This is a genomic window from Anabaena sp. 4-3 (genome assembly GCF_001597745.1).
GTDB lineage: Bacteria > Cyanobacteriota > Cyanobacteriia > Cyanobacteriales > Nostocaceae > Trichormus.
The window spans coordinates 83,931-99,791 of record NZ_LUHJ01000023.1 but is presented as its reverse complement, the minus strand read 5'-3'; the positions used below and the strand labels follow the sequence as shown (position 1 = coordinate 99,791).

Below are 15,861 nucleotides of genomic sequence, written 5' to 3'. Positions count from 1 at the left end.
ATCACCCAAAAATTCATCCCACACTGCCCTATCGGGTCAGATGTGGGGCTTCTTTTTGATTTAGCTAAAAACACAAGTTGTAACCAGTAGTAACGGTTTAACTAGCTAGTTTGTTGGTATCATTTGCACTATACATTAAAATTAGTCAAAAAAATGCAAAGAGGCAGTTTTACCCCTTTGCGTCTTTGCGCCTACCCTGCGGGAACGCCTAACGGCGTATGCGCGAACCAATCTTCAACTAACTACTAAACACCTCAACAGGTAAACGACTAAAAGACAACCTTTCATTCTGCACATCGACAAAAATTGTATCCCCGTCATTAAACTCACCACGCAAAATCGCCTTAGCAATTTGCGTTTCTAACTCGCGCTGAATCGCCCGCTTCAGTGGACGCGCCCCAAATACTGGGTCATACCCTACTTCAGCTAAAAAGTCAAGAGCAGCTTCCGAAAGTCTCAGAGACATCTTACGATCGCCTAACCTATCCCTTAATCTCTCCACTTGCAACTGTACAATCTGCCGCAATTCTTTCTTATCCAAACCGTGGAAGATAATAATCTCATCAATCCGGTTAAGAAACTCAGGCCGGAAACTATTTCTCATCGTCTCCATCACCCGATGACGCATTTCATCGTACCTTGTATCATCCCCAGCCACATCCAGAATATACTGTGAACCGATGTTGCTAGTCATAATAATAATCGTGTTCTTAAAGTCCACAGTATGACCTTGGGCATCAGTTACACGACCATCATCAAGGATTTGTAGGAAAATATTAAACACATCTGGGTGTGCTTTCTCGATTTCGTCGAACAGAATGACAGCGTAAGGACGGCGACGAATTGACTCGGTGAGTTGTCCGCCTTCTTCGTAACCTACATAACCAGGAGGCGCACCGATTAACCGCGAAACTGCGTGTTTCTCCATGTATTCCGACATATCAATCCGTACCAGTGCTTCTTCCGTGTCGAACATATACGACGCTAACGCCTTCGCTAGTTCGGTTTTACCTACACCAGTGGGGCCAAGGAAAATAAAGCTAGCAATGGGACGATTAGGATCAGCCAACCCAGCACGCGATCGCTGAATTGCATCAGCAACAGCTGTCACCGCTTCGTCTTGTCCAATCACACGATGATGTAATTCTTCTTCTAAGTGCAACAGTTTCTCTTTCTCCGATTCCACTAACTTGCTGATTGGTATTCCCGTCCACTTAGAAATAATTTCCGCAATATCAGCTTCGGTGACTTCCTCCCGTAACAGAGATTTACCAGTACCTTGGGCTTGGGATAATTCCCTTTCTGTCGCTTCTAAGCGACGGTGCAAGTCGGTTAACTTACCATATTTCAACTCCGCCGCCCGGTTGAGGTCGTAGTTTCTCTCTGCTTGCTGAATTTCTAAGTTAACTTTGTCAATTTCTTCCTTGACAGACTGAAGTTTTGTAATAATATCCTTCTCAGACTGCCATTGAGCATTCAGGGTTCTCTGTTCTTCTTTAAGATCAGCCAGTTCTTTTTCCAGCCTTTCTAAACGTTCGCGGGAAGCTGCATCACTTTCTTTTTGTAAAGATAGCTTCTCCATTTCCAACTGCAAAATCTTGCGGTCGATTTCGTCGAGTTCTTCTGGCTTAGATGTAATTTCCATTTTCAGCCTAGCTGCGGCTTCGTCTACCAAGTCAATGGCTTTATCTGGTAAAAAGCGATCGCTAATATATCGACTAGATAATGTCGCAGCAGCCACTAAAGAACTATCAGAAATTTTCACCCCGTGGTGAACTTCATACCGTTCCTTCAACCCCCGCAAAATCGAAATTGTATCCGCAACGCTGGGTTGATCTACATAAACTTGCTGGAAACGTCTTTCTAAAGCGGCATCTTTCTCTATATATTTACGATATTCATCTAAAGTTGTCGCCCCGATACAACGTAACTCACCCCGCGCCAACATCGGTTTTAACAAGTTACCCGCATCCATCGCGCCTTGAGTCGCACCTGCGCCGACAACAGTATGAATTTCATCGATGAATAAAACTATATTACCGCCAGATTCGGTGACTTCCTTTAATACAGCTTTTAGGCGTTCCTCAAATTCACCCCGGAATTTTGCCCCCGCAATTAAAGCACCCATATCTAAAGCTATGAGTTTGCGGTCTTTCAGCGATTGGGGAACATCACCCGCGACAATACGCTGCGCCAATCCTTCGGCGATCGCCGTTTTACCTACGCCCGGTTCACCAATCAACACCGGGTTATTTTTGGTACGACGAGATAGAATCTGGATAGTACGACGAATTTCGTCATCCCGCCCAATTACTGGATCAAGTTGACCTTTGCGGGCTGCTTCCGTGAGATCACGCCCGTATTTTTCCAGTGATTGGTATTTTCCTTCTGGATTTTGGTCGGTCACTTTCTGGCTCCCACGAACTTGTTTAATAATATTTTTGAGTTTGTTTTCGTCTAAACCGAATTCTTGAAATAAACCTTTGCCGAAGCGATCGTCTTTAGCGTAAGCCAAGAATAAATGTTCAATAGAAATATATTCGTCTTTAAAATCTTTACGATATCCTTCAGCCCGGTCTAAGAGTGTATCTAAGCTCCGTCCCAAGTATACAGATGTACTACTACCTGAGACTTTTGGTTGACGTTGGATAAATTGTTCAGTACGGTCATTAATTTTTTGTAAGTTCACACCTGCTTTAGTTAAAATTCCACTGGCTAAACCGTCTTGTTCCAGCAGGGCTTTCATCAGGTGTTCGCTTTCTATCTGCTGTTGTTGATGCTGTTTAGCAATCTCAGGTGTATGGGCGATCGCTTCCCAGGCTTTTTCTGTAAATTGGTTCGGATTAGTTGGTTGCATAGGCTAATTTAGGCTACCACTCTAGACGCAAAAGTGCAGATAGAACAAATTGTTCTTATATCGCCATTTTAAGAACAATGGCACAAATTGCTGGATCGGTCTTCACGTCTTCATCAAGTAGTATTCTCAATATCTAGAAGTAGGGAGTATGGATAAGGGTATAGGCGAGAATAACTAATGACTGATGACTAATGACCAATGACCAATGACCAAAAAACAAAAATTTCCTTTCTTACTCGGTTCTAAGTGGACAGCCACAAAAAAAGTAGATGGCTGGAGACACTTCCAAGTTGCTAACCGCAAAAATCAGGGTAAATGGGTTTATGCGGAAATGGTTGCAGCTTGTGATCCTAACGTCCGGTTTTGGATGAACGCTAAATTATTACAAGATAATTCGCAGTGGCAACCCGGATGGCAATCCCTGAAAGAAATTGAGGCAATTGAAACCGAATCAGGCAGTTAGTCAAGCCTAGATAGATTTAAAAAATTAATATTTTTTTACAAAAAAGTTCTATTCAGCTAATCTTTTCTGAATAGGCGAATTTGAGGTACAGGTAAACGGAGTCTGATCCCCCAACTTTTACCTTATTTCTCTCGTATAAATTACCCAACTGTCACAAATTAGTTTGTAGTAAGAACTTTAGTCCTCGCTGACAGACTCTACACGCACAACATTAGAGTCATATAAATGTCTTCAAAATATTGATAATACGTTATTTTGATAATTTGTTTATTGTAACTAATTTTATAAAATTAAAATTATAAATAAAAGCAAAAAAGCTTATTCAATTATTTAAAATGATTTTGAGAAAATATAAAAGAAATTTTCTTATAGTCTCAATCAGAAGCTATTTATCGCCATTTTTTAGATTTAACCCCCCTTTATTTCCCGTGGAATTTCGTCAATAATCACACTCACATACCTCACACATCACCGTCTGCGTTTAGGTGAAGGCGAAGGTTTTACCCAAGAGTTTGATAAAAAAACGATAAGAGGCAAACAACAGTGAAACTAGCAGTTTACGGAAAAGGTGGGATAGGCAAATCCACAACTAGCTGTAATATATCTGTCGCCCTAGCCAAACGCGGCAAGAAAGTGCTGCAAATTGGGTGCGATCCCAAACATGACAGCACCTTTACCCTGACTGGATTTTTAATCCCCACCATTATTGATACCTTGCAAGAAAAGGACTATCACTATGAAGATGTCTGGCCGGAAGACGTAATTTACAAAGGCTATGGTGGAGTGGATTGTGTTGAGGCTGGCGGCCCACCTGCGGGTGCTGGCTGTGGTGGTTACGTTGTGGGCGAAACCGTAAAATTACTGAAGGAACTCAACGCTTTTGATGAGTATGATGTAATCTTGTTTGATGTCTTGGGTGACGTTGTTTGTGGTGGTTTTGCAGCACCACTCAATTATGCAGATTACTGTATGATTGTCACTGATAACGGCTTTGATGCCTTGTTTGCTGCCAATCGGATAGCGGCTTCAGTGCGAGAGAAAGCACGAACTCATCCACTGCGTCTAGCGGGGTTAATCGGCAACCGCACCTCCAAACGCGACTTGATTGAAAAGTATGTGGAAGCTGTGCCAATGCCGATATTAGAAGTCTTGCCATTAATAGAAGATATCCGTGTATCTCGCGTCAAAGGGAAAACTTTGTTTGAAATGGCAGAGTCTGATCCGACGTTAAACTACGTTTGCGACTACTACCTGAACATTGCTGACCAAATTCTCGCACGACCTGAAGGAGTAGTTCCAAACGATGCTCCAGATCGAGAATTATTTACTTTATTGTCAGATTTTTATTTAAATCCGCATAAACCACAGGTTCCTATTCCTGAAGAAGAATTAGACTTGATGATTGTATAAATCATCTAGTTTTGAGGATGAGGGTCAATATGGCTTTCTTTGATAGCTTTACATCGTCGATTAGACAGAAGTGGTTGCAATTCTTCCAAGCTAATCGTGATTGGATTAAACTCCAGATGCAAGTGGAATCAGTGTATACACCTGATGGTGGGAAGCGTCCACCTTCGCACCTCATCCTAGGTGTGGTGAATGCGCTAGAACCAAAGTTAGCGCAGTTAATGTTTCCCTTTTCCAAGTTAAATCCTGATGCGGATACTTTAGTTGAGGTACTGGAATTAAATTTTGATCCAGACATTGCTCTCGGTAACAGTGTCATTCCAGCAGCAGAACCAGAATTTGAAGCAGAGGAGTCACCGGCGCAAGTCGAGGAAAACACGGAAGTTGAAGCTTTCACAATTTCTGACACCAATGGTTTTGGTGGAGATGTTGATTCTCAAACGCTGATAGTCGGCGACATGGACAATACCTTCAACGGACTCACAGATGAGTCCCTTGCAGTCACTAACTCAGAAGAAGATGATTTTGGTGATATTTCCTTTGATGTCGCTGGTGGAACTGTAGAAAAGCTGGAAGAACAAATTCTCGATGAACTGGAAACACCAGATGAAAATGCTTTTAGTGAAGTGTTATCTGATGTTTGGAGTGATGCAACATCCTTAGAACAGGGTGAAGAAAATAATGATTTGATGGGGGAAGAATTACCTGCTGGCGTTTTTGATGAATCAGAAATTGCCCGTCTCTTCCCCAACGCATAAATAAACCGTTGCTGTTGAATTTAGGGATTATTAGTTGGTGTTATGTGCCGAAAACCACCACAGGATGAGGAAGTAGGGAATAGGGAGTAGGAAATAGGGAGTAAAACTTACTACTCACTACTTCCCACTTACTACTCACCCCCTCAGATGCTGACCCTATATTCACCTGCCTTGAGATATTAAGGGGAGAACAATCAAAATGACCGTCGCTCAACAACCAACAGCTTTAAACTTTGAGTGTGAAACTGGAAATTATCACACCTTCTGCCCCATTAGCTGTGTGGCATGGTTATATCAAAAAATAGAAGATAGTTTCTTTTTGGTGATTGGAACCAAAACTTGTGGGTACTTCCTACAAAATGCGATGGGGGTAATGATTTTTGCGGAACCCCGTTATGCAATGGCAGAGTTAGAAGAAGGGGATATTTCGGCAAAACTGAATGATTATGAAGAGCTAAAGCGATTGTGCTTACAAATAAAACGCGATCGCAACCCTAGCGTCATTGTGTGGATTGGCACTTGCACCACTGAAATCATCAAAATGGACTTGGAAGGGTTAGCACCGAAGCTAGAAGGTGAAATTGGCATTCCCATTGTTGTCGCCCGTGCTAACGGCTTAGATTACGCCTTTACCCAAGGAGAAGACACCGTTTTAGCAGCAATGGCTAATCGTTGTCCTGATCATGCTCCTGTAGTGGAAAATGAAAAAGGCGATGGGCTACGCCCCGCCATAGGCGATCGCAATGCTATTCAAAAGCTGCTCAACTTCGGTAAGAAAAAAGAAGAAGTAGTTCAAGAAGAATCTGAGTATGTAGATCATCCGCCCTTGGTTCTCTTCGGTTCTCTACCTGATCCCGTTGTGACTCAATTAACCTTAGAACTGAAAAAACAAGGTATTAAAGTTTCCGGTTGGCTACCTGCCAAACGCTTTACTGAACTACCAGTCTTGGAAGAAGGGTATTATGTCGCTGGTGTCAACCCCTTTCTCAGTCGTACAGCCACAACCTTAATGCGTCGCCGTAAATGCAAACTCATCGGCGCACCTTTCCCCATCGGGCCTGATGGTACTCGCGCTTGGATTGAAAAAATCTGCTCAGTGTTTGGTATTACTCCCAAAGGCTTAGAAGAACGGGAAACACAAATTTGGGCAGGTTTAGAAGACTATGTAAAATTAATTCGTGGTAAGTCTGTATTTTTCATGGGTGACAACCTGCTAGAAGTTTCTTTAGCACGCTTCTTAGTCCGTTGTGGCATGACTGTTCATGAAGTTGGTATTCCCTACATGGATAAACGCTATCAAGCGGCTGAGTTAGCAATGCTAGAGAAAGCTTGCCTAGAAATGGGTGTACCCATGCCCAAAATTGTCGAGAAGCCAGATAATTACAATCAAGTACAGCGCATTTATGATTTACAGCCAGATTTAGTAATTACTGGAATGGCGCACGCCAACCCCTTAGAAGCGCGGGGTATTAATACAAAATGGTCTGTAGAGTTTACTTTTGCTCAAATACACGGCTTCACTAATGCCCGTGACATTTTAGAGTTAGTAACTCGTCCGTTACGTCGTAATAATAATTTGAAAGATTTGGGTTGGGATAAGTTGGTTAAGGAAGAAGCGAAGATTTAAATTTGGGTTTTCAATCAGCAACGGCTTAACAAAATAATTATTTCAGGCGAACTTTGCTTCGCCTTTTTTTATGTTTCGCGCAAAGGCGCAAAGACGCGAAGGAAAGAAGTAATGTTAAGTAGATAGTGATAATTGTAATGGTGTTGATGGAATTATATACATTAATTCTGCACCCTCTGGTTTATTCTCTTGCATAGGAGTTAATTTTAGCCATTCATGAAAGCTGATACCTAGTTGAGATATTGCCTGTATTTCTGTTTGATAAGATTCAAAACGGCGATTGGTTTCAATGATAGATTCCATGTTCTCAAATATTTGTGGAAGACGTTTATAAGCTTCTTTCTCAAATCTTCCTGTCAGTGGAGTTGGATTAGCTCCAAATATTCCCCATTGAATTTCACCACGATCTACAATAGCAGAGGGAAGGGTAGATAACCAATGATTAGAGTCTTGTGCTATTTTAAATAAATTTTCTCGTTGTAAATCAAATACAGCATTTTCATCTAAATTAGGGTCAATCCATTGGTAAATTTTGGTTATTCTTCCCAAATCAATCTGACCTTTGAATTGAGGATGCAAATATACTGCTGGGTTGGAAGTGAGCATAATTTCTATATATTTATTAATTAGTAACCTCAGAATTTTTGCGGCTTCCTGAAAACGACGAATAGCTGTCTCCTGTTCTTCTAACTCTAAATAACAACGTGCTTCTGCAATATAGGCTAAAGATAATGTGACTATATATTGACTAACAATTGGACTTTTTTGAGACATTTCCTGAAGGGTATAGTCTTTGTAAATATTTTCTGCCTCTAAGAAACGATTGATAGCTTGTAAAGCACTATTCCTGCGATTTTCAATTTTATTCATTGTAAAAGCATTAATAGCTAATTCGATTCCAGTCTGAAAGTTAGCATAGGTAATCAGGTCAATTTTCCGGTTAAGTTTGTTTAATAATTCTTGTGATTGTTGTAGTCTTTGTTCTATTTCCTTTAAAGATTGTGCTATTACAGTAAAACCCATAACTGAAACACCAAGACTGAGTACACTAGCAGCTGTAGTGATCTGCAACATTCCTTGAGTTCGTTGTATCGTTTGCTGAATATTACCTAACTGATTTTCAATCCCTCCTAGACGTTGATTAACATCAGCAAATCCTTGAGCAGAAATTGCTGCATTTGCTCCTGAAGCAATGAGATTGAGTACACCAGTTACAGGATTTAAGCCTATGGGCATAGCTTGAGAGGCAGAAGGACTTAATTCTCTTAACCAAGTAATAACTCGCTTACTACCAACTTCTCGAATTACACCCCCAACCCTTTCCAATGTTCGATCTCGTAATCCTTTGACAATCCAATCAGCAAGCATAAAAGTGACTGTGACTGGTAGACTCATAATATTCTCCTATTTACTCAAGCCTTGTAGCGCAATCAACCATTGCAATTCTAGACAGCAGGTAGCTGCGCTTTAGTTAGTATTCCCAATTTGGGTTGGAAAGTATCTCATAAAATAGCGGCTATTTTGTAAATGCAGAGAACACAGTGAACACAGGGAGGGTAAAGCACATCACCCTAACTTACTACGCACCTAAATATAGAAACTTATAATAAATCCAGGTAAATTTTGTGTGTAAATCTAGCTTACATACAAGATTTACCTCTTGTAATTTGGTTGTTAATACCAATGCTCTATCATCTAGCAACAACTCAATGTTTGTATCTGAAGCCTCTGGAGCGTAATCATCTGTATAACTTTTTTTGATAGAAGATTTTTAAGAGCTTCATCAAAAAGGTGATTTATCAAGCTTTAAGTTTTACCTAATGCTAAATTAGCAATTATACCTTGAGGATGATAATTTTTTCGCCAAAAAACATATTGTTTTTGATGTTCAGGGATACTTGTAGATATTGCAGATAAAGCATCTTCCGAAAGAGAAGACTTACAATAAAAAGGATGTTTAGGTTGTCTACTTGTATAATCATAAAATATGGCAAATCTGTCTGAAGATACCGGAACTTTTCCTTTATGAAAAATGCTAGCAGTATCAGCAATAATCACTGTGCCAAAAGCTCCTATGCAGGATTGCCAATTTGATGGGGAGATAGCTTTTGCCATTGTTTCATCTGTAAGGTATTTATAATCATAGTTTAAAGATTTAAAAATAGATGAAGTGAAAGATTTTGGTATGTATTGAAATGGCCCGCAATCTTCGTTAATCTCATTCAGATAAACAATAATTTTCATCATTCTTATATCTTCTTTGTCAAGGTGCCATAACCTTGATTTTTTTTGAACTTGATTACTGATATCCCTACGAAAATAAGCACCGTGATAAGCGACTGGTAGACTCAGATAATTCTCAGCAATATTGAGCAACCTTTGTTGGAGTCCCCAAAGAAAAATATTGGAATGTTCTATGATTTGCTCAGAGGTGGCATGCAGCGCAAATTCATTTTTATTTGCAGAAATGCTCTTGGATATTTTTGGCATCAAACTTTTGGCTGACAAGAGCATTTCCTGAGTTAAGGGAATTGATATATTTTCTAAGGATGTAATGACAATACCATCGTTGTTGAGAGTTTCCACTAATTTTGAGTCATCTGCTGAAAGCGCAGGTAAATTATTAGCATAATTTGTTACTGCTGCTTTATATTCATGGTCAATTGAGTGGCTGATCAATGGAATTTGATATATTTTGCGAACTATTTCGTTACGAAGTTTTTTGACAATAGTCTTCATAATTAATCACAATTTACTTAGAACAAATCGCTGTATAATTTTTGCTAAAATATAAGTATAAATATTTTAATTTTGCCGTTACGCTCCCTAGTTTTGTCAACCATAAACTGGAAATAAGTCTAAGTAGAATATTTCCTATTTAGACTAAAAGCATAATTTGTATAAGAATAACTATTTTTTAATTTTTTTGGCCGCCATATCGGCATAAATGTCAAAAAATTTCATTAATATAAATAACAAAATTAAAATGACAAATTTGAAGTTTTAATAAAATCATGATTAATTTTATGTTAAATGAAAATTTTCACAAAATAAAAAACTCCCTGAAATATTTTTCAGGAAGAGTAGTTTATCGAAATGCAATTTGAGAGATTACCAATTAGTCATCGACTCGTGCAACTTAGAAAATATTATAACCAGTAGTGATGACATTGCTTAACTATCAATATCTATTTTACTTTTTTACTGGTTAGTAATTTGTGCTAAACTTCATCAGAATCCTAATGAAGCTAACTGGTTAATAAGCACCGCTATTTCTATTAAATACAATGGCAACTGTTTTGAAGATTAACTTCAAATCGTACATTAAACTCCAGTTTTTCTGATACAGCAAATCTAGCTTAATCACATCTTCAAAACTGCGGACTTTAGACCTGCCATTTACTTGCCATTCGCCAGTCATACCGGGTTTTACATCCAGACGCTGCCACTCTGGGACTTCATAGCGTTCGACTTCATCCGGTGTGGGTGGTCGAGTTCCGACTAAACTCATCTCCCCTTTTAAGACGTTCCAAAATTGCGGAAACTCATCTAGGCTAGTGCGGCGTAAAAATTTGCCAACCCGTGTAATTCTGGGGTCATTTTCATTTTTAAAAAATGCACCTTCCACTTGATTGGTTACTTGTGCTTTTTTCGCTTCCGCATCTACACACATAGAACGGAACTTCCAAATTTTGAATCGTTTACCCATCCAGCCACAGCGAATCTGACCAAAGAAAACGGGGCCAGGATCATCAATTTTAATAGCAATCATGATGGGAATAAACAAAATTCCCATGATTACTAACCCCACCAAAGCACCAATAATGTCTAAAAATCGTTTCATCCAAGATTTGACAGATGGATGAGTAGTTGGTAGTTCAACACCCTTCTGGGTGTCAGTCAAATTATCAGCGTCTATTGATGCTGTTTCGCTACTAGACTCAATAGAAAAAACTTGGTTTAGTCCGGTGAGGTTTAGCACTGCCATGACTTGAGGTGTGACATTCCGCAGAGTCATGGCAATGCCTTTTTCTTGGGTAGTCTTATAACTACTAACCAAGGCTCCTAAACCACTACTATCCATAAAGGTGGTTTTCTGAAAATCAATAATGATTTGTTTGGGGTGAGAATTTTCTTGAGTTAATTCTTGGCAGGTATGCTTAAAGCTTACTGCTTCAATTACGCTTAAACGCGCAGGTACCTGCACTATTACCATTTCATCTAAGGTAGTAACTGGGAATTGTACCTCTGTGGGTTGGCTAGTCATGAAGCTCTGCACTTTCGTTGCCATATAAATTTAATCTGCCAAACATTATTTTGTCCTAAAAAATCACCTAACCTCATGTTAAATAAGTAGAAATAATGACTCATAGTTAGTGCCATAGAATTAAAGCAGAGATTGCCTGCAAAGATTCACAAAAGATTCACAATAGAACAAGAAGTAAAAACATACTTGTTATTGTGCCAATGCAGCGCGATCGCGTTGCTATTTTCCTATGACTGCTAACACTACAGCCGAACCTACTGCACGCCTGATTGAGGTCTTTTCTGCTATTCAAGGAGAAGGACTGAATGTCGGGACACGTCAAATTTTTATTCGCTTTGCTTTTTGTGACTTGCGTTGCCACTTTTGCGATAGTGTCCATACTTGGAATGCACCCACTAATTGTCGGATAGAGCGATCGCCCGGTAATAGAGACTTTGAAACTCACTCTAACCCCGTCCCCATTCCACTGTTACTGGAATGGATTGAACGGCAGAATTTACCTTCTATACACGATAGCATTAGCTTAACAGGTGGAGAACCACTTCTTCATGCAGCTTTCTTAAAGGAATTTCTGCCCCAAGTGCGATCGCTGACTGGTCTACCCATCTACCTGGAAACCGGCGGACATCGCCCAGAACAATTGGCGACTATCTTACCCTATCTAGACTTGGTGGGTATGGATTGGAAACTTCCCAGTGTGAGTGGTGAATCCCGTTGGCAAGAACATATCAAGTTTCTACAAATTTGTTATCCACATTTAGAAACTTTCATTAAAATAATTATTTCTGAGCAGACGGATGTCGCTGAATTGGAACAAGCTGCTTTATTAGTGGCAGATGTCAGTCCTGAGATTCCCGTCTTTTTACAACCTGTTACGCCTTTAGCTGAGTCTGAACAATTAACTAAAACGCCTATACTTGCTCCTAATCCAGAACAAGTTTTGACATGGCAAGCTTTGATGAAGCGATTCTTAAAACAGGTTCGTGTTGTACCCCAGACTCATAAAATGTTAAATCAGCTATAAACTGACAGCAAATCAGTTTGTTCTTGTCTTGGCTTTACCCCAAGAAATTCTTTTGTAAAATTTTGATGAAGATGAATCAAATATCAGCATTATCTGACATTATGCCAAAGCCATAGAATAATCGGATGGGCAATTCTGCCCACCCAAATTAGTTTTTGGTGACTACAGCGCGCCTTCATCTGCTACTCTCGATTTAGCTTTGGCTTTATTGGCACTACGTTTGAGAGCAGAGAGTCGCGCTTCATATCGGGAGCGTTGCCGTTTGCTAGGAGTATTATCGATGAGAGTTTTTAAGGCACTACCTAGACTTTTGTAGGCGTTAGGAAGACTATACCCAAAGCGAGTTGCTAAAGCGATCGCTTTCTCGTCAGCATCAATTAATTCTCTGAGTTGCTTTTCCCCGTTATTCTTTTGATACAGTCGCCAACCGGAAACGCCACTCAGAGCCAAGGCCAATACTAACAATAATCCATCCTGTACCCACAACTCACCTACAGCACCACCTAAGCCGATAGCTAATGCTGCCATTTCCCAACCATCTTTGGGAATTGTGTCATTTTGAATGCGGGCGACTTCATGCCAGAACAGCAGATTACGCTGATCCATTGCTAAGGTGTCCCATTTCACCAAGTCAATTTGAATTTCTACTTGGTCTTTGCCAATTTCTTCGCAACGGATCAGGGGTGGATTGACCTCAGTTGTACCTTCAACCGTGACCCAGCTCTGCAATTCTGGCGGTAGTAAGCCTTTCAACCGCCGGAGTTCACTCATTTCCGCTTTGGCAGAGGAGGTTGCATAGGATGTCATAAAATCCAGCCCTAGAAAATTTCAGTATATAGTGAGGGTATCACTTTGGAGTATAGCTATTTAAGTGATGTTTCGTCTCATTCCGTAGGAAAACTTCCTCGCTTCTTCCTCGCTTCTATTGCTTTTTCCAATATTTCTAGTAATCCGGGTGCTTCTTCCTGAATACTCAGTAGAATTCTTTCCCCAAGTTCTATATTCCCCGGATCTTGTCCTGTTTCCATCACCTCTTTCAGACGTGGTATAGCGATATTGTCCACAATCTGAATTAAGCCACTCAAACAGCGATGAAATTGTCTCTCTGTCAAAATTGAGTCTTCCAAAGGAAACTCTATCATGGCCCGGATTTCACCATCCAATGGGTCATATTCCCATTGCAGCATTTTCGTTTCCCAAGAAATTGTCAGGATTGTCTGTAATATAGCTGCCTTGTGAGGATGATTCTCAACTATTTCTAGAACTTGAGGCGCAAATACCCGGAAAAAATTTCCCCCTTCATCTAGTTGCACAACTATTAGGAAATCTTCTACGTTCTCAGCTTCTACACCTGTGATGATTTGGTCTGCTTCCTCATCAAAACGGTAGTCCCAACCTATTTTGTCTAAATAATTAGCAATCTGTTGTAGATTAGCTCCCATAAAAGCCTCTTTAACCAAACTTGGAGCAGCTGTCACCAAAATCTAGTTTAACTTCTTAGTGGCAAGTGCTGAAGTTGATGTAGTTAATTCACTTCTTTTAGGGACTTCCCAATCAAAAAATATCCCATATCTAGGATGTATCTCTCAGATAAAATCTGGAAATACTCAGAGGATGTTTGGAAAGCCGCAAAGTATACTAAAAACCCCTCTCCAAACCTCTCTCCTTTTAGGGGAGAGGCTTTGAAACCCCCATTCCCTTGTAGGGAAGGGGGGCTGGGGGGTTAGGTCTGAGAGACTTTGAAGTTAATAACAATACTTTTCAAACATCCTCTCAGAGATTCTTCTCTATCAAGCATCCTAATCACAGTCAATCGCACATAATTGATTTTTTGGCATTCCCTGAGAAGTATGCAATAAGTTTCTGCTCATTACCTAATTATGTTGCTGGAAATATCTACATTTATTAACTTACAGTCAGTTCTATTTTATCAACAAAATTGCCATCATCAAGTCTTTCAATTTATTAAAGTTTAACTATATTTGCCAACAAAAAATCAATTTAGTAATGTTATTTCATGTCTTAACCAAGTAGATTTAATAAAACTAAAACTAGATAAGTGTTATTTAAATAAATCACATTTTAAATTGCTTAAATTTTTTATTCCTATTAATGAACATGAAATAAAATGTAATAATACCTATGCTTAACGACGAAATATATTATTTGATTACTATTCAGAATTAATCATAATATTGACCATAAATAGGCTTGACGTAAATTATGAATATCAATTTACTTCGCAAATCAAGCAACACAATCATTAATAAACTTGGCATTCCATGAAATTGCAACATAGGTACTCAAAAAGTTTTATATTACAAACATATATTTTGATTTAATCAGAGCATTGTATTGAATAATACATTTTTTTAGACAAATAACTGGGAACTTTATGAGAAAATCAGCTTTAATCCTGGCAACATCCTTAATTTTTGCTATTACTGCCTGTGGCGGCAATTCAGTCACAACAAGCAATCCAGGCAGTGTGTCAGCAAGCGATCGCTCGGATACTGTCAAAAGTCGAGGACAATTAATTTGCGGTGTCAGTGGTGAAGTTCCAGGCTTTAGCTTTGTAGGAACTGACGGTAAATATAGCGGCATTGATGTCGATATTTGTCGCGCTGTCGCCGCCGCCTTGTTTGACAACCCAGATGCGGTAGAGTTTCGTAACCTCAATGCCAAAGAACGCTTTACAGCTTTACAAACTGGCGAAGTAGATATCCTCAGCCGTAACACAAGCTGGACACTTAGCCGCGCCACATCAGTTGGTTTAGAATTTGCACCTGTGGTTTTTTATGATGGTCAAGGTGTGATGGTTCGCAAAAATAGCAACATTAAATCTTTAAGCGACCTAAAAGACAAAGCTATCTGTGTACAAACTGGTACTACCACGGAACAAAACCTAGCAGACCAAATGCGGAAACGAGGTATAACTTATAAACCAGTCGTGTTTGAAGACGTTAACGTTACCTTTGCTACCTATGCCGAAGGACGTTGTGAAGCAGTCACCGCCGACAGATCCGCTTTAGTATCTCGACGTACCACTCTCCCCAAGCCAGAAGATAACGTCATTTTAGATGAAGTCATTTCTTCCGAACCCCTCGCGCCAGCAGTAGCGAAAGGAAATACCAAATGGCGTGATAATCTAACTTGGGTAGTTTATTCCTTAATCAAAGCGGAAGAGTTAGGCATTAATTCTCAAAATGTGAGTCAATTAGCTAACAGTAATGACCCAGATATTAAGCGGTTTTTGGGAACAGAAGGCAATCTCGGCCAAGGACTTGGCTTAACTAATGACTTTGCCGCCAGAGTAATCAAACACGTTGGTAACTATGGTGAAATTTATGATCGCCACCTCGGCCCAAACACAAAACTTAACTTACCTCGTGGCGAAAATCAACAGTGGACAAAAGGAGGACTGTTATATTCACCACCGTTTAGGTAATGAAGACAAT

At 39.8% G+C, this 15,861-nt stretch carries 12 protein-coding genes; 6 read left to right on the top strand and 6 right to left on the bottom strand.

The features are described 5' to 3' along the window. Positions 1–238: 238 nt before the first annotated feature. A complete protein-coding gene (gene clpB, locus A3775_RS06040; protein ID WP_066424237.1) occupies positions 239–2,857 on the bottom strand; it encodes an ATP-dependent chaperone ClpB in 2,619 nt (872 codons plus the stop codon). Between the two features lie 205 nt (positions 2,858–3,062). Here clpB and A3775_RS06035 point away from each other — a divergent pair, with 205 nt between their 5' ends. From A3775_RS06035 to A3775_RS06020, 4 genes are all read left to right on the top strand, one after another. Beyond that, a complete protein-coding gene (locus A3775_RS06035) occupies positions 3,063–3,320 on the top strand; it encodes a TIGR02450 family Trp-rich protein (protein ID WP_066376487.1) in 258 nt (85 codons plus the stop codon). A gap of 543 nt (positions 3,321–3,863) precedes the next feature. After that, on the top strand, positions 3,864–4,730 hold the full coding sequence (bchL, locus tag A3775_RS06030) for a ferredoxin:protochlorophyllide reductase (ATP-dependent) iron-sulfur ATP-binding protein (protein WP_066376485.1): 867 nt from the start codon (positions 3,864–3,866) through the stop codon (positions 4,728–4,730). A 29-nt stretch (positions 4,731–4,759) separates the two neighbouring features. Beyond that, a complete protein-coding gene (locus A3775_RS06025; RefSeq protein ID WP_066376483.1) occupies positions 4,760–5,485 on the top strand; it encodes a DUF5331 domain-containing protein in 726 nt (241 codons plus the stop codon). 199 nt (positions 5,486–5,684) lie between these two features. Then, a complete protein-coding gene (locus A3775_RS06020) occupies positions 5,685–7,112 on the top strand; it encodes a ferredoxin:protochlorophyllide reductase (ATP-dependent) subunit N (protein ID WP_066424235.1) in 1,428 nt (475 codons plus the stop codon). Positions 7,113–7,226: 114 nt separating this feature from the next. Here the strand turns inward: A3775_RS06020 and A3775_RS06015 are convergent, their stop codons facing one another. The 3 genes from A3775_RS06015 to A3775_RS06005 all read right to left on the bottom strand — a co-directional run bounded on the left by A3775_RS06015 (position 7,227) and on the right by A3775_RS06005 (position 11,403). After that, positions 7,227–8,507, bottom strand: coding sequence for a hypothetical protein (locus tag A3775_RS06015; protein ID WP_066424233.1), 1,281 nt, complete (start codon positions 8,505–8,507; stop codon positions 7,227–7,229). A gap of 411 nt (positions 8,508–8,918) precedes the next feature. After that, entirely contained in the window at positions 8,919–9,851 is a 933-nt protein-coding gene (locus tag A3775_RS06010) for a phytanoyl-CoA dioxygenase (RefSeq protein ID WP_066424231.1), read from the bottom strand. Between the two features lie 517 nt (positions 9,852–10,368). Continuing rightward, complete coding sequence (locus tag A3775_RS06005) at positions 10,369–11,403, bottom strand: anti-sigma factor antagonist (protein WP_066376468.1); 1,035 nt, start codon at positions 11,401–11,403, stop codon at positions 10,369–10,371. A gap of 205 nt (positions 11,404–11,608) precedes the next feature. On the opposite strand from A3775_RS06005, the gene A3775_RS06000 reads away from it, so the two are divergent. After that, complete coding sequence (locus A3775_RS06000; protein WP_066424230.1) at positions 11,609–12,403, top strand: 7-carboxy-7-deazaguanine synthase QueE; 795 nt, start codon at positions 11,609–11,611, stop codon at positions 12,401–12,403. Positions 12,404–12,565: 162 nt separating this feature from the next. Here the strand turns inward: A3775_RS06000 and A3775_RS05995 are convergent, their stop codons facing one another. Both A3775_RS05995 and A3775_RS05990 read right to left on the bottom strand, forming a co-directional pair. Beyond that, on the bottom strand, positions 12,566–13,210 hold the full coding sequence (locus A3775_RS05995; RefSeq protein WP_066376462.1) for a DUF3318 domain-containing protein: 645 nt from the start codon (positions 13,208–13,210) through the stop codon (positions 12,566–12,568). Positions 13,211–13,287: 77 nt separating this feature from the next. Then, the gene (locus A3775_RS05990) at positions 13,288–13,845 is read right to left on the bottom strand and encodes a hypothetical protein (RefSeq protein ID WP_066376698.1); all 558 of its coding nucleotides are present in this window, start codon (positions 13,843–13,845) and stop codon (positions 13,288–13,290) included. A 953-nt stretch (positions 13,846–14,798) separates the two neighbouring features. On the opposite strand from A3775_RS05990, the gene A3775_RS05985 reads away from it, so the two are divergent. Continuing rightward, positions 14,799–15,851 carry an amino acid ABC transporter substrate-binding protein gene (locus A3775_RS05985; protein WP_066376460.1) on the top strand — a complete coding sequence of 351 codons (1,053 nt, stop codon included), beginning with the start codon at positions 14,799–14,801 and terminating at the stop codon, positions 15,849–15,851. Positions 15,852–15,861: the final 10 nt, after the last annotated feature.